Here is a 19,790-nt window from a genome sequence, read left to right as displayed (position 1 = left end):
AGCACGCCGGGAACAGGGGACCAGCACGCCGGGAACAAAGGGACCAGGGGCCGGGAACAGCGGGACCAGCTCGACAGGACCAGCGGGACTAGCGCGCAGGCCCCGGTTGCGACATTCGTGTCGCGGTCGGGGCCTGCGGCATGTCTGCGAGGGTGCCGGGCTCGGTGGGGCCCGCGACTACCACGGCGTTGCCGCCGAGTTGTTTGGCGCGGTACATCGCGGAGTCGGAGCGGCGCAGCAGGTTCTGGTGGGTGCCGCGGGTGTGGCGGCCGTTGGTGCGGGTCGGGTCGAAGACGGCGGCGCCGATGCTGGCGGTGATGGCGATCGGCAGGCCCGGCATGGATTCGACCGCCGAGCGCAGCCGCTCGGCGACCGCGCCGACCGCCTCGCCGTGCAGATGCCCCACGATGACGAACTCCTCGCCGCCGGAGCGCGCGATGATGGCGCCCGGCAGCGCCGCCGACCGCAGCCGCTCGGCCGTGCGCACCAGCACCTCGTCCCCGAACGAATGCCCGAAGGTGTCGTTGACCTGCTTGAACCGGTCCAGATCCAGGGTCAGCACGAAGACGCTGCCGCGCCCGCACGGGCCGAAGAACCGGGACAGGTGGTAGTCCAGGCCGCGGCGGTTCAGCAGCATGGTCAGCGGATCGGAGAGGGCGTCGCGGCGTAACAGCCAGTGGCAGAACTGAACCGGGGGCAGCACCACGACCGTGGCCGCCACCATGATCAGCACGACCGCGCTCGCCAGCGGGATGCCGTATTCGGTCGGATGGCGGATCACCATCAGCGCCGCCAGCGTCAGGATCGACACCAGCGACCAGCCGACGTGCAGCGCCAGGATGCGCGGCCCGTACATGACGGTGATGTACCCGCCGGTGACCGCCAGCAGGACGGTGGTCGTCGCGCCGTAGAGGCGGTTGTGGTCGGCGAGGGCGTTGGCGGTGATCGCGATGTCGGCGCTGGCGATCCAGATCAGCGATTCGGCCTCGCCCGGCCAGGAGAACAGCCAGAAGCGCGCCGTCCACAGCACCGCCAGCGCGGCGACCGTCCAGGCCACCGTCATCGCCGGGATGCCGCGCGGGCCCGCGGGCGAGAGCATGGTCAACAGATTGATCACCAGCATGACCAGGCCGCCGGCGCCGACCATGAACTTCAGCGGGGCGAGCGCGCGGTGCGATTCGAAAGTGCCGACGAGCCATGCGTAATCGACCCGGTCACGCCACCAGGTTCGCAGTATGGAACGACTCTCACTCATCGAGGTACCGCCTAGCGCCGACTACTGAGGGTCTTGCTCGGCCTGTCTCGATTACCGCCCGGACAGGGGATCACGTTCACCGTGGACTATACCGGTGGGTCGGTCCGAGCCCTTTGTGACAAATGTTGCGGCGCGCAAGTCTCACATCGATGACTCGGAACGGGCACAATACCCACGGCGTGACCTGACGAAGGGACGAGAATCATGGCTCGATCGTTGTCCGTACTCGCCGGAGCCTGCGCGGCGGTGGCCCTGATGACGGTCGCGGCCTCACCCGCCGGTGCCGACCCCAACAACATCAACCCGATTCCGGGCCTGAACGGGTCCGTCGGCCTACCGCACCTGAACGGGCCGACGCAGGCGGTCTTTCAGCTCACCGGCATGGCCAGCCCGAACCGCACCGAGCGGTTCAATGTGCTCGGCACCGATCTGGGCATCATGTGGGACGACGGGCGCGGGCAGATGATCACCGCCTACGGCGACACCGCCGGGCTGGGCGTGCCGAATCTGTTGGCGGGCAGCGTCTGGGCGTGGCGGTCGAACATCCTGTTCCGCAGCCCGGGCGGAGCGGACGCCGTCGACGGCGTGCACTACACGAGCTTCGTCGACAATCCGCTGCCCAGCCCGAAGATCCCGGGCATCGAGATCAGCTTCATCCCGACCGCGGGCGTCTCGGTCGGCGGCGTGCAGTACATGAGCATGATGTCGGTGCGGGAGTGGGGCGGGGACGGCCACTGGGACACCAACTTCTCCACCCTCGCCGTGTCCGGCGACGACGGCCAGACCTGGGCGCAGCTGCCGACCACCCGGCGCGGCAACGACAACGGCTTCCAGAACTTCCAGCAGGCCGCCTTCCTGAAGGCCGGCGGCTACGTCTACCGCTACGGCACCCCGGCCGGTCGCGAGAACCCGGGCTTCATCGCGCGGGTTAAGGAGGCCGACATCGCGAACATCGACGTCTACGAGTACTGGGACGGTCAGAACTGGAAGCCCGGCGCCGCCGATGCCGCCAAGCCGATCGTCGGTGGTGTCGGGGAGCTGTCGGTGGCGTGGAATCAGTATCTGGGGCAGTACGTCATGCTGACCACCGATCCGTTCAACTCGGTGGTGCTGCGCACCGCGCCCGCGCCGGAGGGGCCGTGGGGCCCGCCGCGGGTGCTGATCGACGCGCGCGAGCTGCCCACCCAGTACGCGCCGATGATCTATCCGTATCAGACCGGCAGCGCCCTCTACTACGCGCTGACCGTGCACAACCAGTACAACGCGGTGCTGATGCGCAGTCCGCTGTGAGCGGCGCGAAATGAGAAGGCTCCGTGCGGTTGCCGGGTCGGGGGTCTGGCAACTGCACGGAGCCGATCTGATTATCGGCGCGGGCGTTCCGGTGTTACACACCTCTCGCAGACGCACCTCGGAAATTCTCGGGCGAACCGGACGAGGACAATCGTGGAGGACTGCCATGCAGAGCTCGGACTGCCGGAGCTCGGACGACTCGAGGAGATGAGTACATGCAGCTGGGAATGATCGGGCTCGGCCGGATGGGCGCCAATATCGTGCGGCGCATCGTTCGCGACGGGCACACCGCGGTCGGCTACTCGCGGCACGAGGAGCAGATCAAGGAGTTCACCGAGGAACTCGGTGACGGTTTCTCGGGCGCCACCGATTACAAGAGCTTTGTGGCGCAGTTGGAGACGCCGCGCATCGTGTGGGTGATGATCCCGGCGGGCGCGACCGGCGCCGTCATCGACGAGGTGGCCGAACTGCTGGAGCCGGGCGACATCATCATCGACGGCGGCAACAGCCGCTACCATGAGGACGTCAAGCGCGCGAAGGCGCTGGCCCCCAAGGGCATTCACTACCTGGACATCGGCACCTCCGGCGGCGTGTGGGGCCTGGAGCGCGGCTACTGCCTGATGGTGGGCGGCGAGAAGGAGACCGTGGCGCACATCGAGCCGCTGCTGCGGTCGATCGCGCCGGGTGTGGACGCCGCCGAGCGCACCCCCGGCCGCACCGGTGAGCCGTCGCCGTCGGAGCAGGGCTACCTGCACTGCGGCCCCGCGGGCGCCGGGCACTTCGTGAAGATGGTGCACAACGGCATCGAGTACGGCGCGATGGCCGCCTACGCCGAGGGCATGAACATCCTCGCGAAGGCCAACATCGGCAAGCACCTCGACGACGAGCACTCCGCCGAGGTGACCCCGCTGGAGAACCCGGAGTACTACCAGTACGACATCGACGTGCCGGAGGTCACCGAGGTGTGGCGGCGCGGCTCGGTGGTCGCGTCCTGGCTGCTGGATCTGACCGCGGCCGCGCTGCACGCCGACCCGGAGCTGTCCAGCTTCGGCGGCCGGGTCTCGGACTCGGGCGAGGGCCGCTGGACCATCCACGCCGCCATCGACGAGGGCGTGCCCGCACCGGTCCTGTCGGCCGCGCTGTACCAGCGCTTCTCCTCGCGCGGCGAGGCCCTCTACGCCGACAAGGTCCTCTCCGCCATGCGCAAGGCCTTCGGCGGCCACAACGAGCTGCCGGGGAAGTGATCCCGGCCAAAAGCATGCCGGGATCACGGTGTAGCGCTGGCCGGGATGACGGGTGCAACGCACGCCGGGACGACGATGTAGCGCACGCCGGAACGGCGGCGTGCCACAGGCCGGAACGATGGTGTGGCGCTGGCCGGGATGATGGTGTGGTGTAGGTCGGGATGACGGAGGGCGGTGGGTTGCTCGCCGCCCTTTGTTTCTTGTTGGGGGTGGGAGGGGCTACGGTCGGGATCCATGCGTAGAGTTCCGGGGATCGTTCTCGCTGTGGTGGCGGTGGGGTTGTCGGCTTGTTCCGGTGGGGGTGGGAGCTCCGGTACATCGACGAGCACGGCGGCGGGTACTTCGCGGAGTACCGCTGCGTCGGCGAGTAGTACTGCGGCGCAGCAGGATTGCGCCGCGGGGTATTTGGCGCAGTTCACCACTCGGCAGAAGTTGGCGCAGTTGCTGACCGTTGGGGTGGCGAGTGCGGCCGATGCGGAGGATGTGGTTCGCACCGAGCAGGTGGGCGGGATCTTCGTCGGTAGCTGGACCGAACCGGCATTGCTGGCCGACAAGCAGATCGATCGGGTGAAGCAGGCCGCGCGGGCGCCGCTCATGGTGACCATCGACGAGGAGGGCGGGCGGGTCTCGCGGCTGCGCAACCTCATCGGCGAGGCCCCCTCGGCCCGCAGCGCCGCGCAGAGCATGTCCACCGGCGAGTTCTACCGGCAGAGCCTCGCCCGCGCCGGGGCCATGAAGGACCTCGGCATCACCGTCGACTTCGCCCCGGACGCCGATGTCAGCGACGAGCCCGACGATGCCGTCATCGGCGATCGGTCGTTCTCCGACGATCCGCGGGTGGTGACCGACTACGCCGGAACCTTCGTCAAGGCCCTGCACGATGCCGGGCTGGGCGCGGTGATCAAGCACTTCCCGGGGCACGGCCACGGCTCCGGCGACTCGCACAAAGGCGCGGTGCGCACCCCGCCGCTGGACCAGTTGCAGCAGGTGGATCTGGTGCCGTTCCGCAATCTGGTCGGCTCGGGGGCCGCGGTGATGGTCGGCCACCTCGACGTGCCGGGGCTGACCACGCCGGACACCCCGGCGAGCATCAGCCCGCAGGCCATGGCCCTGCTGCGGCAGGGCAGCGGCTACGGCGCCGCGCCGTTCGACGGGCCGATCTTCACCGACGACCTGAGCGGCATGGCCGCGATCACCAGTCGGATGGGCATCGAGGACGCGGTCGCCGCAGCGCTGGAGGCCGGGGCCGACAATGCGCTGTGGATCAGCACCACCGCGGTGTCGAAGGTGCTGGACCGGCTGGAACAGGAGGTTGCCACGGGGAAGCTGCCGATGCCGCAGGTCGATCGGTCGGTGCTGCGGATGGCCCGTTTCAAGGGCATTCCGCTCCCCTGCTGAGCGCCCCAGCCGGGCAATATCGGTTCGGCGAATCATCGGCAATTGGACCGCAGGGAACTTACCTTGGAGTAAGATAAGGATTTCGCATATGGGCTAGGAGAGTGGATGGCAGGCGGGACGAAGCGGCTTCCTCGGGCGGTTCGTGAGCAGCAGATGCTGGACGCCGCCGTCGAGGTGTTCTCGCGCAAGGGTTATCACGACACCTCGATGGATGCCATCGCCGCGGAGGCCAAGATCTCCAAGCCGATGCTGTACCTGTACTACGGCTCCAAGGACGAGTTGTTTCGCGCCTGCATCCAGCGCGAGAGCGTCCGATTCGTCGAGGCGGTCGCGGTCGCGGGCAACCCCAAGCTGACCCCGCACGAGCAGTTACGGGCGGGTCTGGAGGCATTCCTGTCCTACGTGGACAACCACCGGCTGTCCTGGCAGGTGCTCTACCGGCAGGCGCTGGGGCAGCAGCCGTTCGCCTCCGAGATCGCCAACAGCCGGGAGCGGGTCATCGAGCTGACCGCCAAGCTGCTCGAGTCCAGCGCCAAATACGCCCAGCCCGGCACCAACTTCGACATCGTGGCCGTCGCGGTCATCGGCGCGGGCGAGGCCATTGCCGACCGGATCGCCAGCGGCGAGGTGGATGTCGCCCAGGCGGTGAACCTGCTGGATGATCTGGCGTGGAGTGGGTTGGCGGGGCGGAAGAAGACGGAATAGGGCCCTGTGATCCCGGCCAAAAGCACGCCGGGATCACAGGGAGGAGGCGCGACCGGGATCACAGGGAAATCGGAGGGCTGGCCGAAAGACATGGGCCTCTTCGGGTTCCGGCCAGCCGCCGGGCTCAGCGCAGTGTCGCGGTGAGGTGGGGGTAGCCCTTCTTGGGGTGTTTGAGGGCGAGGTCCCAGCCGCCGTCGGCGTGGTCGGCGTAGACGTTGACCGTGGCGGGCAGCAGGATCGGCTTGCCGAATTTCACCGCGTAGCTGGCGGCGGCGTGGATCCGGCCCTCGATGGCGCCGAGAATGGCTGCGGCGGACCACATTCCGTGTGCGATGGCGCGCGGGAAGCCGAATGCCTTGGCGCTCAACGCCGACATGTGGATCGGGTTGCGGTCCCCGGACGCGGCCGCGTAGCGGTGGATCTGCGCCTGGTCGACCCGCAGCGTGCGCAGCGGCGGCGGGGGCACCTCGTCCGGCTTGGGTTCCGGCTTCGGCCCGCCCGACAGCGAGGTCCGCTGCTGGTGCAGGAAGGTGGTGACCTGCCGCCACACCAGCTCGCGCCCGACGCGCACCTCGCTGATCGCGTCGACCAGCAGGCCCTTCGGGTGCTCGCGCAGATTCTCGATGTGGGCGTGCAGGTCCAGCGGCTCGCTCACCGAGATCTCGCGGGTGCGCTCGATGAGGTTCTCCGCGTGCACCGCGCCCACCGCGGTGAACGGGAAGTCGCGGGCGACCACCAGCTGCATCACCAGGGGGAAGGTGAGCACGAACGGGTAGGTCAGCGGCAGCGAGTCGCCGAAGCGCAGACCGGTGGCGTGGCAGTAGGCGGCCAGATGGTCGATATCGATCGTCAGGCCGTCCAAAGACACCGCGCGGTCCGGGATTTCGGACTTGCGCGCCGAAACCAGCGGCAGCGGAACGGATCCCAGTGCGGCCTTCAGGTACAGATTGCCGGTGCCGGGTACCTCGGCGAGGGTGATGTTCTGGGTCATCATGCTCCGATCAGGCGCCGATGAGGCTCTGGCCGCAGACGCGAACGACGTTGCCGCTCACCGCGTTCGACGCCGGGCTGGCGAAGTAGGCGATGGTCTCGGCGACGTCGACGGTCTGACCGCCCTGCGACAGCGAGCTCATGAGCCGGCCCGCCTCGCGGGTGCCCAGCGGGATGGCGGCGGTCATGGCGGTCTCGATGAAGCCCGGCGCGACCGCGTTGATGGTGACGCCCTTCTCGGCGAGCTTCGGCGCCTCGGCGTTCACCATGCCGATGACACCGGCCTTGGAGGCGCCGTAGTTGGTCTGGCCGCGGTTGCCCGCGATGCCCGCGATGGAGGACACGTCGATCACCCGGCCGCCCTGCTTCAGCGCGCCCTTGGCCACCAGCTGCTCCGTAATCCGGTGCGGCGCGGCGAGATTGACGTTGAGTACGGAGTTCCAGCGGCCGTCGTCCATGTTGGCGAGCAGCTTGTCGCGGGTGATGCCCGCGTTGTGCACGATGATGTCCAGGCCGCCGAACCGCTCGGTGGCGAACTCGGCCAGCTTGTCGGCGGCGTCGGGGGCGGTGACGTCGACCGCGATGGCCACGCCGCCCACCTTGTTGGCCGTCTCCGACAGCGCCTCCCCGGCGGCGGGAATGTCGGCGACGATGACCTTCGCGCCGTCGCGGGCGAAGACCTCGGCGATGGTCGCGCCGATGCCGCGCGCCGCGCCCGTGACGATGGCGACCTTGCCGTCCAGCGGCTTGTCCCAATCGATTCCGGCGGCGGCGGTGTCGTCCTTGCCGACCCGGAAGACCTGGCCGTCGACGAATGCCGACTTGCCCGACAGCACGAACCGCAGCGTGGACTCCAGACCGGTGGCGGCGGTGGCGGCCTCCGGGTGCAGGTAGACCAGGTTGGCGGTGGCCCCGCGCAGCAGCTCCTTGCCGACGCTGCGGGTGAAGCCCTCCAGCGCGCGCTGCGCGATCTGCGCGTCGACGCTCGCGGCCAGCTCCGGGGTGGTGCCGACGACCAGGATGCGACCCGACGGCGCGATGGAGCGCATGGCCGGCTGGTAGAACTCGTAGAGCTGGGCCAGGTCCTCGACCGTGGCCAGGCCGGTGGCGTCGAACACCAGCGCGCCGAACTTGACCCCGGGCGCCAGCGAATCGACGAAGGTGTAGTCCGACAGCAGGTTTCGCACCGCATCGGCCACGCGGCCCTTGCCGCCCAGCAGCACCGGGCCGGGCAGCGCCGGCTCGCCGGGCCGGTAGCGGCGCAGCGGCTCCGGCTTCGGTAGGCCCAGTTTGCTCGCGAGGAAGTTACCGGGAGCCGAGTTGACGAACGATCCGTAGAGGTTGGGAGCGCCCTTGCTCTTGCTGGCTGCCACTGTTCCTACCTTTTCCTTGTCTCGTATAGGTACTCGCCCACAATCGCGGGTGTCCGGTGTCGACAATGAACTTACTCCAGAGTAAGTTTAATGTAAACCGACAGCGAAGGGCATCGGTGCGGTGTCGAAATTTCGGCAACGCCCCGAGCGCCGAACATTCCCGACGAGACAGTGGAGACTCGAGTGACAACCAAAGCCCGTTCGGCGAAGGCCGGTGCCGCCACCAGCGCGGCCAAGCACACCAAGCAGACCCGCCCGGTCGCGATTCTGGGCGGTAATCGAATTCCGTTCGCTCGCTCCGACGGTCGCTACGCGCATGCCTCCAACCAGGATATGTTCACCGCCGCGCTGAACGGGCTGATCAGCCGGTTCGGCCTGCAGGGCGAGCGGCTGGGCATGGTGGTCGGCGGCGCGGTGCTCAAGCGCGTCGGCGAGCACGGCATGATCCGCGAGAGCGTGCTGGGCAGCGAGCTGTCGCCCTACACTCCCGCGCACGACCTGCAGCTGGCCTGCGGCACGGGCCTGCAGTCGATCGTCACCGTCGGGGACGCGATCACCCTGGGCCGCATCGAGGCCGGCGTCGGCGGTGGCACCGACACCACCTCCGACGCGCCGATCGGGGTCAGCGAGTCGATGCGCGAGTGGATGCTCGACGCCAATCGCGCCCGCAAGAACGCCGATTACGTGAAGCTGGTCGGGCGGCTGCGGCCGAGCATGGTGGGCATCGAGATCCCGCGCAATGCCGAGCCGCGCACCGGGTTGTCGATGGGCGAGCACGCGGCCATCACCGCCAAGGAATTCGGCATCACCCGCGAGGCGCAGGACGAGCTGGCCTACCTGTCGCACCGGAACATGGCCGCCGCCTACGACCGCGGCTTCTTCGACGACCTGGTGACGCCGTTCCTCGGCCTGACCCGCGACGACAACCTGCGCCCGGGCTCCACGCTGGAGAAGCTGGCCACGCTGAAGCCGGTCTTCGGCTCCAAGCTCGGCGACGCGACCATGACCGCGGGCAACTCCACCCCGCTCACCGACGGCGCCTCCGCGGTGCTGCTGTCCAGCGACGAGTGGGCGGCCGAGCACAATCTGAAGCCGCTGGCCTACCTGGTCGACAGCGAGGTCGCCGCGGTCGACTACGTGTGGGGCCCGGACGGCCTGCTGATGGCGCCGACCTACGCGGTGCCGCGGCTGCTGGCCCGAAACGGCCTGAAGCTACAGGATTTCGACTTCTACGAGATCCACGAGGCGTTCGCGTCGGTGGTGCTCGCGACCCTGCAGGGCTGGGAGTCCGACCAGTACTGCAAGGAGCGCCTGGGCCTGGATGGCGCCCTCGGCTCGATCGACCGCAGCAAGCTCAATGTCAACGGCTCCTCGCTGGCCGCGGGCCACCCCTTCGCCGCAACCGGCGGCCGCATCATCGCCCAGGCCGCCAAGCAACTGGCGGACAAGGGCTCCGGCCGCGCCCTCATCTCCATCTGCGCCGCAGGCGGCCAGGGCGTAGTCGCCATCCTGGAGCGCTGACGACGAATCCGTCGGCCAGCGTGCCGACGAATCCGTCGCCCCGGCATGCTGGCAAATCCGTCGGCCCCGGCGTGCTTTTGGCTGGGGCCTTCCCTCACCGGCTCAAGACATGCTGGCGGGCCAGGTCGAAGGTGCGGCGGGCCAGGGCGGAGATGCGGATGCCGTCGGAGCCGGAGACGGCGGTGTGCAGGTGATCGTGCAGGGGGGCGGTCCAGTGGGGCGGAATGGCGTTGGCGCCGAGCAGGACTCCGGCGACCGAACCGGCCGTGGCGCCGATCGAGTCGGTGTCCCAGCCGCTCTGCACGGTATTGCCGACGATGGTGGTGAAATCGCCGCCGCCCCACAGCAGCCCGGTCGCCACCAGGCAGGCGTTGCCGATGGCGTGCGCCCAGCTGTAGTGCTCGTGGCGGGCGTGCACGGCCGCCACCGCCTGCTCCCAGCCGAGCCCGCGGCGGTGGTCGTGCAGGACCTGGGTCAGGGCCACGGCGAGCCGCGAGTGTTCCGGGATCGCCTGCTGCGCAACGGTGATCGCGGACAGCGCGTCCCCGGCGGTGAACGCGGCGGCCACCAGCGCGGCGGCCCAGGCCGCGGCCCAGGCGCCGTTGGCGGTATGCGAGACCGAGGCGTCGCGCAGGGCCAGGGCGGCGGCGGTGGCCGGGTCGCCGGGGCAGACGTAGCCGTAGATGTCGGCCCGGGCCATCGCGCCGATCCACTCCCGGTACGGGTTGCGGTAGTGCGCGGTCGCCGGGGGTTGCAGATCGTCGATCAGGTTGCGGTAGGCCACCCGCTCGGCGGTGTAGGTCTGCAGGAAGGGCAGGCGCTCCAGCCATTCGGCGGCCACGTCCGCGGGCACGAATCCGATGCCGTGCCGCTCCAGCAGGTGCAGGCCTAGCACGGTGAAGTCGAGATCGTCGTCGCGCGGGACGCCGTCGATGTGGCCGCGGGTGGATTCGGGCCAGTTGCCCTGCAGCCGATAGCCTTCCGGCATCGGGCTGAGCACCGGGATGTAGTCGGCGAGCGGATAGGCGTCGCAGCGCTCGAGGTAGGCGCGAATCCGCGGTGGCGTCCACAGGAATCCGTTCTCCAGCGGCTTGCCCAGGGTGCAGCCGACGCAGCGGCCCAGCCAACCGCCGAGGATGCGGTCGTAGAGCCGGGTCGGCGGCTCCGGGGGTGGTGGGATGTGTAGCGCGGGAGCCGGGCCGGACTCGTCGTAGGGCCAGGCCGGGTCGCGCGGGGTGGTCTCGACGCGGTCGAGCAGGCGCAGGCACGCGGCGGCATTGGGCACGTCGGTGTGCGTGAGATCGTGCACTTCCTCGGCGAAATCCTCCACGAGGTGCCCGGATTCGCGGCACTGCAGCCACTCGAAGTAGAGCAGGGCGCGCGGGTCACCCTCGGGATGGCCGAAGTAGGCCGATTCGATGGGTTCCATGGTGTTCACAGGATGCTGATGACCGCCCCGACGACCTCGGACAGCAGCGGTAGCGATTCGTCGCGCTGTGGCGCCCGGGCCCACCAGCGGCCCTCATGGGTGCACCGGCCGAGACCGGTGGGCAGTATGACGTTGCTGCGATGCGGGCCGATATCCACGCCGTGACGCTCCAGTCGGACGATGGCTTCCAGACAGGGGTACCCATCGAAGACCGCGAGGAACGTCCGGCGCGCCGGTCGTTCGCGCACCAGCACCGGCCCGGCGATGCCGCGCGCGGTGAGCTCGTCGAGTATCAACGCGCCCAACGCTTCCGGCGTGTTCACCGCGGCGATGGAATCGACCAGCGGCAGCACCACGAATCCAGGGGAGGTGACGTGCACGCGCGGCAATCCGAACAGCGACCGATAGGCTTCCGCCCAATCCTGGGGCGTGACAATTTCTTCCACTCGCACGATCCAAAACCCCACTCGGCTCCTTCTGTCCCGGCGCCGGATCTTTGCACTGCCGGGTAATGCCAAGTGAAGCCCCGAACGGCAAGTCCGGCCGAAGCTTTCGGGTGAATCGTTAGCGAATTAACGAGAAAGAGCGCGTGCTCGGCTCACATACCGACCGGCCGTACCGTAGTCCGAAGTTGAATTGAGCGACCGTCCATATTTCCACCCGAACGGCGGGGTCGGCATTACCGGATGTGGGCCGGTTGTCCGGGTACTCTCTGGAGCGTAGCCGAGGCACCGGAACCCTGGGAGGTTCGTCATGCCGTGCGACCTGATGCTCATTGCCTACGACGGTTCCGAGAACGCGAAACGGGCCGTGGAATACGCGGGGCGGTTTTTGTCGGCCACCCGGGCGGTGGTGTTGACCGCGTGGGAGCCGATGGTGCGCCAGGCCGCCCGACTGTCGGGAATGTCGGGAGTGATGCAGCCGGAATGGCTGCCCGACGAGGAGCTCGAGGACATCGCCTTCGTCGATGCCAAGCAGATCAATGCCGAGGGCGTGCGGCTGGCCAAACTCTCCGGTCTCAACGCCGAGGCGCGCACTGCCGAATGCACCTCGACCATTTGGAATGCCATCGTCGATGTCGCCGACGAGCTCGATGTGGACATCATCGTGGCGGGCACCCGGGGCGCCACCGGTATTCGGGCGCTGATGCATTCGAGCGTCGCCGAGGCGGTACTCAAACACTGTCATCGGCCGATTCTGCTGGTGCCGCCGGGCAAGCATCCGGACGGAACGCGTTAGCCCGCGGCACGTGCCGCCGAACACACTGAGACATCGATCGCTACCGGGCCACCGCGTCCGTGGCCCCGGACTATCGTCGGGGAACTATGGACGGCTTTCGGGGAACCAGGGACGGCTTTCTGCTCGCACAACCCGATGGTGTGGTCCGGACGAGCGGCAGCCGACGCGTGTTCGACGACCCGGAGCGCGCGGTCGCGGCGCTCCGCGACGGCGCGGACCTGGTGGTCGGGGCGCTGGCGTTCGATCCGCGGCGGCCCGCCGCCCTGTGCGAGCCCGAGCGGGCGGAGCGCACCGCGGGCCCGTGGCGACCGGCCGCGCTGCCCGAGCTCCCGGCGGTCCAGGTTGTCACCGAGATCCCCAGTGCCGCAGAGCATGTCGCGCGGGTGACGAAACTGGTGGAGCAGCTGTCGGATCCGGCGCAGCCGCTGCGGAAGGTGGTGGCGGCCCGATCGCTGCTGGCCGAGGCGGACGCGCCGCTGGACCCGGCGGTGGTCGCCGCGCACCTGCTCGCCCGCCACCCGCGGGCCAATGTGTTCGCCGTGGACCTCACCCCGGCCGGGCGGCCCGGCGCGACGCTGGTCGGCGCCACCCCGGAGGTGCTGGTCGCCCGGTACGGCGACACCGTGACCCTGCATCCGCTGGCGGGCACCGCGCCCCGGCACGCCGACCCCGCCATCGATCGGGAGCGCTCGCGGGAACTGCTGGGCAGCACCAAGAATCGCGACGAGCACGCCTTCGTCATCGACTGGATCCGCGAGCGGCTCGGGCCGGTATGCCGCGAACTCGTCATTCCCGACGGCCCGGAATTGCTGCACACCGCCGAGGTCTGGCACCTGGCCACCCCGATCCGCGGGCGGCTGCGCGATCCCGGCACCACCGCCCTGGACCTGGCGCTGCTGCTGCATCCGACGCCCGCGGTCTGCGGCACCCCCACCGATCTGGCCCTCGAGGCCATCGTCGAGTTGGAAGAGGACCGCGGCTTCTACGGCGGCGCGGTCGGCTGGTGTGACGCCCGCGGCGACGGCGAATGGGTGGTGGCGATCCGCTGCGCCGAACTGTCCGCCGACGGACACACGGTGCGCGCCTTCGCCGGCGGCGGCATCGTCGCGGCCTCCGACCCGGACACGGAACTGGACGAGACCACGGCGAAACTGCGCACGCTGCTGGGCGGGCTGCGGTGCCGGGTTCCGGAGCGGTGATCCCGGCCAAAAGCGTGCCGGGATCATGACGGAGTAGGTGCCGGGACCATGACGGGGTAGGTGCCGGGACCACGACGAAGTACACGCCAGAACCACGGCGAAACTGCGCACGCTGCTGGGCGAGCTGCGGTGCCGGGTTCCGGAGCGGTGATCCCGGCCAAAAGCGTGCCGGGATCATGACGGAGTAGGTGCCGGGACCATGACGGGGTACGCGCCAGGACCACAACGGGGTACACGCCAGGACCACGATGAAGTACACGCCAGGACCACAACGGGGTACACGCCAGGACCACGACGGGGTACACGCCGGGACCACGACGGGGTAGGTGCCAGGACCACGACGAAGTACACGCCAGGACCACGACGAAGTACACGCCAGGACCATGAGGGAGTACGGCCGGGAACATGCGAAGGGCCTGACGGCGAGGCCGGGCACAGGTGCATGTTGTAGGTTGGCTCGGAACAGGACTGCGCCGACGATGTATGGGAGTTCGCGATGAAGTTTGCTGTGCCGGGTGTGGCTAGCGCCGTCGCTGGGGCAGTGCTCGGGGTGGTGGCGGTGTTCGTGGTCACGATGGCGGCGCAGCAGACTTCGCGGCCCGAGGTCGATCGCAGCGGCAATCAGTCCTCGTCGCTGCTCAACAACGTTGAGTACGGCGCTCGCTGAGTCGCCGAGCGCCGACCCACCCCTATCCACCGCGCCGCTGGGGCGGCGCTGGCTCGCCGGGAGCGTCGTCGCGGCGTTCCTGCTGACCTTTCTGCAGGCACCCGGCCGCACGGTCGCCGACACCAAATACGATCTGGCCCAGAATCCGCTGGGCTTTCTGGAACGCGCCGCGCACCTGTGGAGCAGCCAGGCCCCGATGGGGCAGGTGCAGAACCAGGCCTACGGCTATTTCTTCCCGCACGGCGCGTTCTTTTCGCTCGGGCACGTGCTCGGGCTGCCCGCGTGGGTGACCCAGCGCGTCTGGTGGGCGCTGCTGATCCTGGCCGGGTTCTGGGGGATCGTGCGGCTGTGCGAGACGCTCGGCATCGGGACGCGCGGCTCCCGGGTGGTGGCGGCGCTGGCCTTCGCGCTGTCCCCGCGGGTGCTGACCACGCTCGGCTCGATCTCGTCGGAGACGCTGCCGATGATGTTGGCGCCCTGGGTATTGCTCGCGCCCGCGGCCCTCGGGACCGTCGCCGGGGTGCGTCGCCGCGGCGCGAATTCGCCCGCGGGCAGCGCGCTGGCGCTGGCGCTGATGGGCGCGGTGAACGCCGTGGCGACGGCCGCCGCGTTCCTGCCCGCCGCGCTGTGGTGGGCGTCGTATCGGCCGAACCGGCGCTGGTGGCGCTTCACCCGGGCGTGGATTCCGCTGCTGCTGCTCGCCACGCTGTGGTGGGTGGTGCCGCTGCTGCTGCTGGGCAGGGTGAGTCCGCCGTTCCTGGACTACATCGAATCCTCCGGCGTCACCACGCAGTGGGCGTCGCTGGGTGAGGTGCTGCGCGGCACCGACAGCTGGACCCCGTTCGTCTCGCCGGAGCGCATCGCGGGCGCGGTGCTGGTGACCCAGCCCGCGGCGGTGCTGGCCACGGGTCTGCTCGCGGCCGCCGGAATGGCCGGGCTCGCACGGAAATCCATGCCGGACCGCGGCCGGTTCGCGCTGATCCTGATCGTCGGGCTGGTCGGCATCTGCGCGGGCTACGCCGGGGACCTGGGCGGGCCGTTCGCCGAGCCGATCCGGGTCTTCCTGGATTCGGCCGGGGCGCCGCTGCGCAATGTGCACAAGCTGGAGCCGCTGATCCGGCTGCCGCTGGTGCTGGGCCTGGCCCATCTGCTGGGCCGGGTGCCGCTGCCCGCCTCGGCGCCGATGCCGGTGTGGCGGCGGGCCTTCGCCCATCCCGAACGCGACCGGATGGTGGCCGTCGCCGCGCTGGTGCTGACCGCGCTGGCGCTGTCCACCTCGCTGGCCTGGACCAGCAAGCTGGCGCCGCGCGGCGCCTACGACCGCGTTCCCGCCTACTGGCAGCAGACCGCGGACTGGTTGGCGCGCAATGCCGCCGACACCCGGGCGCTGGTGGTGCCCGGCGCCCCGTTCGGCAGTCAGATCTGGGGACTCACCCGGGACGAGCCGCTGCAGGCGCTGGCCCGCACGCCGTGGGCGGTGCGCGACGCGGTGCCGCTGACACCGCCGGGCGCGATCCGGGCCATGGATTCGGTGCAGCGGCTCATCGCCGACGGGCGGCCCTCGGCCGGGCTGGCGCCGACGCTGATCGATCAGGGCATCGGAATCCTGGTGCTGCGCAACGATCTCGACCCCGATACCTCCCGGTCGGCCCGGCCGCTGCTGGCGCACCAAGCGATCGAGGGCTCGCCCGGCATCGCGAAGGTCGCCGAATTCGGCAACCCGATCGCGATCGGCCATGCGTCCGGGCTGGTGGTCGACGGCGATCTGCGCCCGGCCTACCCGGCGATCGAGATCTACCGGGTGCGGCTGCCCCGCCCCGGCACACCCGCCGAAACCCACAGCGGCCCCGGCGCTCCCGGATCATTCCCGGGCGCGTACACGGTGCCGATGGATTCGGTGCCGGTGGTGGCGGGCGGTCCCGAGGTGCTGGAACGAGTGCGGCGCACCGATCGCGGCGACGGCCCGATGCTGCTGGCCGCGGATGCCGCCCGGGCGGGAGTGGCGGCCGGGTCGATGACCGTCACCGATACGCCGATGGACCGCGAGACGGATTTCGGCAAGGTGGACGACCACAGTTCGGCGCTGCGCGCCCCGACCGACGCCCGGCGCACCCACAATCTGGTGCCGGACTACGCCGTCGCGGGAACACCGCCGGTGGAGGGCGAGTGGTCGGGCGCGACCATCACCGCCTCCAGCTCCGCCGCCGACGCCACCCAGCTGGGCGGCACCGCGCCCGGCAGTTCGACGGCGGCCGTCGTGGACGGCGATCCCAGCACCGCCTGGCTGAGCAACAGCGCCGAACACGCCGTCGGACAGTGGCTTCGGCTCGATCTGGACCGCCCGGTGCAGGCGGGGCTGCTGCGCGTGACGACCAGCCCGGCCGCGCTGGGCGACCCGGTCAAGTGGCTGGAGGTGCGCACCCGCAACGGCACCGTCGCCGCGCGCATCGGCGAACCCGGTGCGCCGGTATCGATCTCGCTGCCGCCGGGGCGGACCGATTGGCTCACCATCACCGCCACCCGCACCGAGGGCGGCAGCGCCGGTGGACAATTCGGCATCAGCGAGCTGACCCTCGACGACTACGCGGATCGGGACGCGCCGCGGCGGGTGGACATCCGGCACCGCACCGTGCTGCCGCCGCCACCGGCCGGTGCGCGGGTGCGGGGCTGGGACCTCGGGCAGGAATTCCCCGGCCGCAGCGGCTGTTTCGACGCGCCCGACCGGGTGCGCTGTAGCAAGGGGCTGGGCCTGCCCGCGGAGGAGACGGGCGCGTTCGAGCGCACCCTGTCCGTACCGGAGCCGATGGCCGTCGCCCCGGATCTGATCCTGCGCACCCGGCCGGGACCCGCGCTGGAGGCGCTGCTCACCGACCCCGATCGGCCGATCGCCCGCGGCAAGGCCGATGTCGGCGATCTGCGCGGGTCGGCCTTCGCCGCCACCGACGGGGACCCCCGCACCAGCTGGATCGCGCCGGAGGACACCGTGCGCAATCCCGCCGGGCCGAAGCCGACGCTCACCATCGAACTGCCCCGGCCCGAGCTGGTCACCGGGCTGGAGGTGACGCCGCCCAAGGGTGATCTCCCGGCGCGGCCGACCGCGGTGGCGGTGAATCTCGGTGACGGGCCGCAGGTTCGGGAGCTGGACCCGGACGCCGAGCCGGGCACGCCGGTCCGGCTCCCGCTGCATCCGCGGGTGACCGACCGGATCGAGGTGAGCATCGATAGCTGGCGGGCCGTGCTGGATCGCACCGCCCTCGGCTTCGCCCAGCAGCAACCGCCCGGGCTGGCCGAGGTGAGCGTGCTCGGGCCCGATTATCCGCCGCCCGCCGCCCCGGACCGGCCGGTCACCGTCGACTGCGCGCACGGCCCCACGATCGCGCTGGCCGGTCGGGTCGTGCATACCACGGTGACCGCCACGGCCGACGAATTGCGCACCGGCGCACCGGTTTCCGCCCATGTGTGCGGAGTGGATCGGGTGGCCCCGCCGGGTGCGTCCGACGAGGCGCGCGACGACGCGGACACCGGGCCGGTGCCGCTGCCGAGCGGGCGGGTGGATGTCACCGTCACCCCGACCGAACTCTTCACGGTCGACGAGTTGCGGCTCGACCGCACCGATGCCGCGCCCCAACCGATATCGGCCCCGCCCGGGACCCGGCTGCTGGTCCTGCCGTTGAGCACGAATGCGGGCTGGCGCGCGCATACCGCGGACGGGCACGCCCTCGCGCCGATCGTCGTCGACGGCTGGGAGCAGGGCTGGGTGCTTCCGGCCGATGCGCACGGGCCGGTCACCATCGAATTCCCCCCCGATCGCTGGTATCGGCTCGCCATCTTCGGCGGCCTGCTCCTGCTGATTCCGCTACTCGCACTGGCGATTCCGATACCGCGTCGGTGGCGACGTGCGCGAGACGCCGCGCCGCCGCGCCCCGACCCGACGCCTGTCGGAACGGCTCCGATCGACGTTGGCGTACAGGATGATTCGCCCCCGCACACCTGGAACGCCCGCATACCCGCCATGTTCGGTCTGGCGGCCGCCGCACTGCTGATCTCCGGACCGGTCGGATTCGCCTGCACCGCAGCCGGTTTCGCGGCCGAACGATTCGCGCCACGGATCACCCCGCGCGCGCTGGTCGCCGTCGCCGGTCTCGGCACCGCGCTGTCGGCGGCCGCCCTCTCCACCGGTCCCTGGCGTTCGCCCGACGGATATATGGGCGGCTCGCTGTGGACCCAGTTCCCGGCGCTGCTGGCCGTGATCGCCGTCGGTATCGCCGCGCTGCCCGACCGGGACGTCAGCCGAAGCGACGCCGGACCCAGTGCCGCACCGGCTCTTCGATCAGGGCGTAGCTGGCGGCGGCGAGCGGGACGGTGAAGACGATCGTCAGCAGCAGCACGTGCAGGAACATCCCGCGAAACGGGATGATGCCGAAGATCGGGAACACCACGGCCAGCACCGCCAGATGCCAGAGGAAAATGCCGTAGGACCACCGGCCGACCGTCGCCGCGACCCGGCTCTCCAGCCAGCGGTGCGTCCCGTCGCCGAGCACCAGCGGCGCCAGCAGGCCGAAGCCGAGCAGCGCGCCCAGCCCCATCTTCATCGCGTACTGCCAGGGCGCGCCGTGGGTCAGCCCGGCGGGACCGGCCAGGTCGGTGGCCGACAGCAGGAACGCGATCAGCGCCAGTGACCCCATGGCCCAGCGGTTTCCGAGGATCCGGCGCGGCGCGGGCGTCTCCACCAGCTCGGCGAGCAGCATGCCCGCCACGAACCACGGCAGATAGCCGGGCAGCCAGTTGTCGGCATGGATCGCGGCCGGGGTCGGCACCGGCAGGAAGTTCCAGCCCAGGCTCAGCACGCCCAGCGCCAGCACCGCGGGCGCCCGCCAGCGCGCCGCCGTGCCGCGCAGCGCCGACGCCAGCAGCGGCAGCACCAGATAGAAGGCCACCTCCACCGACAGGCTCCACATCTGGGTCAGCCCGTCGGTCAGGGTGAGCGGCACGAACACCTGCAGCAGCGCCAGATTCGACACCCACACCCGCCGCCCCGCCGACTGCGCCGCCGACGGCAGCAGGATCAGCACCGCGCACACCACCGCCCAGTAGGCGGGCAGGATGCGGGCGGCGCGATGCAGCAGGTAGCGGCCCGCCGGCTGCGCCGCCCCGGCCGTCCGGGCCGCCGCGGCGTGCGGCCGCCACAGCAGAAATCCGGACAGCCCGAAGAACACCGCCACCGCCATGTCGAACCGCTCCCAGACCCGGCCCAGCACCGGCACACTCGTGGCGCCGGTTTGAAAGGCCACGTGGGTCACCACCACACCGAGGGCGGCGAGCCCGCGCATGCCCTCCAGCGCCGGGACGAACGCCCGGGGTGCGGCCGCGCGCGGGCGGGCCGGGGCGGATGCGGGGACGGTCGCGGTCATCGCGGTCCAGTCTGCCGTGCCACGACGGGCCTCGGGATTCGCGGTCGAATTCGGGATGTTTCCGGCCTC

15 protein-coding genes are annotated in these 19,790 nt (G+C 70.4%); 9 read left to right on the top strand and 6 right to left on the bottom strand.

Annotation, left to right across the window (positions count from 1 at the left end):
* Nucleotides 1-88 precede the first annotated feature (88 nt).
* A complete protein-coding gene (locus HPY32_RS20195; RefSeq protein ID WP_067579004.1) occupies nt 89-1,255 on the bottom strand; it encodes a GGDEF domain-containing protein in 1,167 nt (388 codons plus the stop codon).
* A 204-nt stretch (nt 1,256-1,459) separates the two neighbouring features.
* Between HPY32_RS20195 and HPY32_RS20190 the strand changes: the two genes are divergently transcribed.
* The 4 genes from HPY32_RS20190 (at nt 1,460) to HPY32_RS20175 (ending at nt 5,892) form a co-directional block, all read left to right on the top strand.
* The gene (locus HPY32_RS20190; protein WP_067579006.1) at nt 1,460-2,545 is read left to right on the top strand and encodes a glycoside hydrolase family 183 protein; all 1,086 of its coding nucleotides are present in this window, start codon (nt 1,460-1,462) and stop codon (nt 2,543-2,545) included.
* Between the two features lie 215 nt (nt 2,546-2,760).
* The gene (gene gnd, locus HPY32_RS20185) at nt 2,761-3,789 is read left to right on the top strand and encodes a phosphogluconate dehydrogenase (NAD(+)-dependent, decarboxylating) (RefSeq protein WP_067579008.1); all 1,029 of its coding nucleotides are present in this window, start codon (nt 2,761-2,763) and stop codon (nt 3,787-3,789) included.
* 234 nt (nt 3,790-4,023) lie between these two features.
* Nucleotides 4,024-5,187, top strand: coding sequence for a glycoside hydrolase family 3 N-terminal domain-containing protein (locus tag HPY32_RS20180; RefSeq protein ID WP_067579009.1), 1,164 nt, complete (start codon nt 4,024-4,026; stop codon nt 5,185-5,187).
* Nucleotides 5,188-5,292: 105 nt separating this feature from the next.
* Nucleotides 5,293-5,892 carry a TetR/AcrR family transcriptional regulator gene (locus HPY32_RS20175; protein ID WP_067579011.1) on the top strand — a complete coding sequence of 200 codons (600 nt, stop codon included), beginning with the start codon at nt 5,293-5,295 and terminating at the stop codon, nt 5,890-5,892.
* A gap of 124 nt (nt 5,893-6,016) precedes the next feature.
* Here the strand turns inward: HPY32_RS20175 and HPY32_RS20170 are convergent, their stop codons facing one another.
* Together HPY32_RS20170 and HPY32_RS20165 are read right to left on the bottom strand one after the other, a co-directional pair.
* Nucleotides 6,017-6,886 (bottom strand): MaoC family dehydratase, encoded by an 870-nt coding sequence (locus tag HPY32_RS20170; protein ID WP_067579013.1) that lies wholly within the window; start codon nt 6,884-6,886, stop codon nt 6,017-6,019.
* Between the two features lie 7 nt (nt 6,887-6,893).
* A complete protein-coding gene (locus HPY32_RS20165; protein ID WP_067579014.1) occupies nt 6,894-8,255 on the bottom strand; it encodes a 3-oxoacyl-ACP reductase in 1,362 nt (453 codons plus the stop codon).
* A gap of 183 nt (nt 8,256-8,438) precedes the next feature.
* Between HPY32_RS20165 and HPY32_RS20160 the strand changes: the two genes are divergently transcribed.
* Nucleotides 8,439-9,776 (top strand): acetyl-CoA C-acetyltransferase, encoded by a 1,338-nt coding sequence (locus HPY32_RS20160; protein ID WP_067579016.1) that lies wholly within the window; start codon nt 8,439-8,441, stop codon nt 9,774-9,776.
* A 94-nt stretch (nt 9,777-9,870) separates the two neighbouring features.
* Here the strand turns inward: HPY32_RS20160 and HPY32_RS20155 are convergent, their stop codons facing one another.
* Nucleotides 9,871-11,205, bottom strand: a complete 1,335-nt coding sequence (locus HPY32_RS20155) for an ADP-ribosylglycohydrolase family protein (RefSeq protein ID WP_082871078.1) — start codon at nt 11,203-11,205, stop codon at nt 9,871-9,873.
* Nucleotides 11,206-11,210: 5 nt separating this feature from the next.
* A complete protein-coding gene (locus tag HPY32_RS20150) occupies nt 11,211-11,672 on the bottom strand; it encodes a hypothetical protein (RefSeq protein ID WP_156673941.1) in 462 nt (153 codons plus the stop codon).
* A gap of 286 nt (nt 11,673-11,958) precedes the next feature.
* Between HPY32_RS20150 and HPY32_RS20145 the strand changes: the two genes are divergently transcribed.
* The 4 genes from HPY32_RS20145 to HPY32_RS20130 all read left to right on the top strand — a co-directional run bounded on the left by HPY32_RS20145 (nt 11,959) and on the right by HPY32_RS20130 (nt 18,676).
* On the top strand, nt 11,959-12,444 hold the full coding sequence (locus HPY32_RS20145; protein ID WP_067579020.1) for a universal stress protein: 486 nt from the start codon (nt 11,959-11,961) through the stop codon (nt 12,442-12,444).
* A gap of 86 nt (nt 12,445-12,530) precedes the next feature.
* A complete protein-coding gene (locus tag HPY32_RS20140; protein ID WP_067579022.1) occupies nt 12,531-13,643 on the top strand; it encodes an isochorismate synthase in 1,113 nt (370 codons plus the stop codon).
* A gap of 496 nt (nt 13,644-14,139) precedes the next feature.
* A complete protein-coding gene (locus HPY32_RS20135) occupies nt 14,140-14,310 on the top strand; it encodes a DUF2613 domain-containing protein (RefSeq protein WP_082870657.1) in 171 nt (56 codons plus the stop codon).
* Nucleotides 14,291-18,676 carry an alpha-(1->3)-arabinofuranosyltransferase gene (locus HPY32_RS20130; protein WP_231951346.1) on the top strand — a complete coding sequence of 1,462 codons (4,386 nt, stop codon included), beginning with the start codon at nt 14,291-14,293 and terminating at the stop codon, nt 18,674-18,676. The genes HPY32_RS20135 and HPY32_RS20130 overlap by 20 nt, the downstream gene beginning before the upstream one ends.
* Here the strand turns inward: HPY32_RS20130 and HPY32_RS20125 are convergent.
* Entirely contained in the window at nt 18,597-19,721 is a 1,125-nt protein-coding gene (locus HPY32_RS20125) for an acyltransferase family protein (protein ID WP_067579024.1), read from the bottom strand. The genes HPY32_RS20130 and HPY32_RS20125 overlap by 80 nt on opposite strands.
* Nucleotides 19,722-19,790: the final 69 nt, after the last annotated feature.

The sequence above is a fragment of the Nocardia terpenica genome (assembly GCF_013186535.1).
Classification (GTDB): Bacteria; Actinomycetota; Actinomycetes; order Mycobacteriales; family Mycobacteriaceae; genus Nocardia; species Nocardia terpenica.
This window is presented reverse-complemented; position numbering and strand designations above follow the sequence as displayed.

Excerpts from the sequence above, each read along its gene's own strand:
- HPY32_RS20175 (WP_067579011.1), top strand. The coding sequence starts at position 5,293 with ATGGCAGGCGGGACGAAGCGGCTTCCTCGGGCGGTTCGTGAGCAGCAG.
- HPY32_RS20140 (WP_067579022.1), top strand. The coding sequence starts at position 12,531 with ATGGACGGCTTTCGGGGAACCAGGGACGGCTTTCTGCTCGCACAACCC.
- HPY32_RS20180 (WP_067579009.1), top strand. The coding sequence starts at position 4,024 with ATGCGTAGAGTTCCGGGGATCGTTCTCGCTGTGGTGGCGGTGGGGTTG.
- HPY32_RS20125 (WP_067579024.1), bottom strand. The coding sequence starts at position 19,721 with ATGACCGCGACCGTCCCCGCATCCGCCCCGGCCCGCCCGCGCGCGGCC.
- HPY32_RS20170 (WP_067579013.1), bottom strand. The coding sequence starts at position 6,886 with ATGATGACCCAGAACATCACCCTCGCCGAGGTACCCGGCACCGGCAAT.
- HPY32_RS20195 (WP_067579004.1), bottom strand. The coding sequence starts at position 1,255 with ATGAGTGAGAGTCGTTCCATACTGCGAACCTGGTGGCGTGACCGGGTC.
- HPY32_RS20155 (WP_082871078.1), bottom strand. The coding sequence starts at position 11,205 with ATGGAACCCATCGAATCGGCCTACTTCGGCCATCCCGAGGGTGACCCG.
- HPY32_RS20135 (WP_082870657.1), top strand. The coding sequence starts at position 14,140 with ATGAAGTTTGCTGTGCCGGGTGTGGCTAGCGCCGTCGCTGGGGCAGTG.
- gnd (WP_067579008.1), top strand. The coding sequence starts at position 2,761 with ATGCAGCTGGGAATGATCGGGCTCGGCCGGATGGGCGCCAATATCGTG.
- HPY32_RS20145 (WP_067579020.1), top strand. The coding sequence starts at position 11,959 with ATGCCGTGCGACCTGATGCTCATTGCCTACGACGGTTCCGAGAACGCG.
- HPY32_RS20190 (WP_067579006.1), top strand. The coding sequence starts at position 1,460 with ATGGCTCGATCGTTGTCCGTACTCGCCGGAGCCTGCGCGGCGGTGGCC.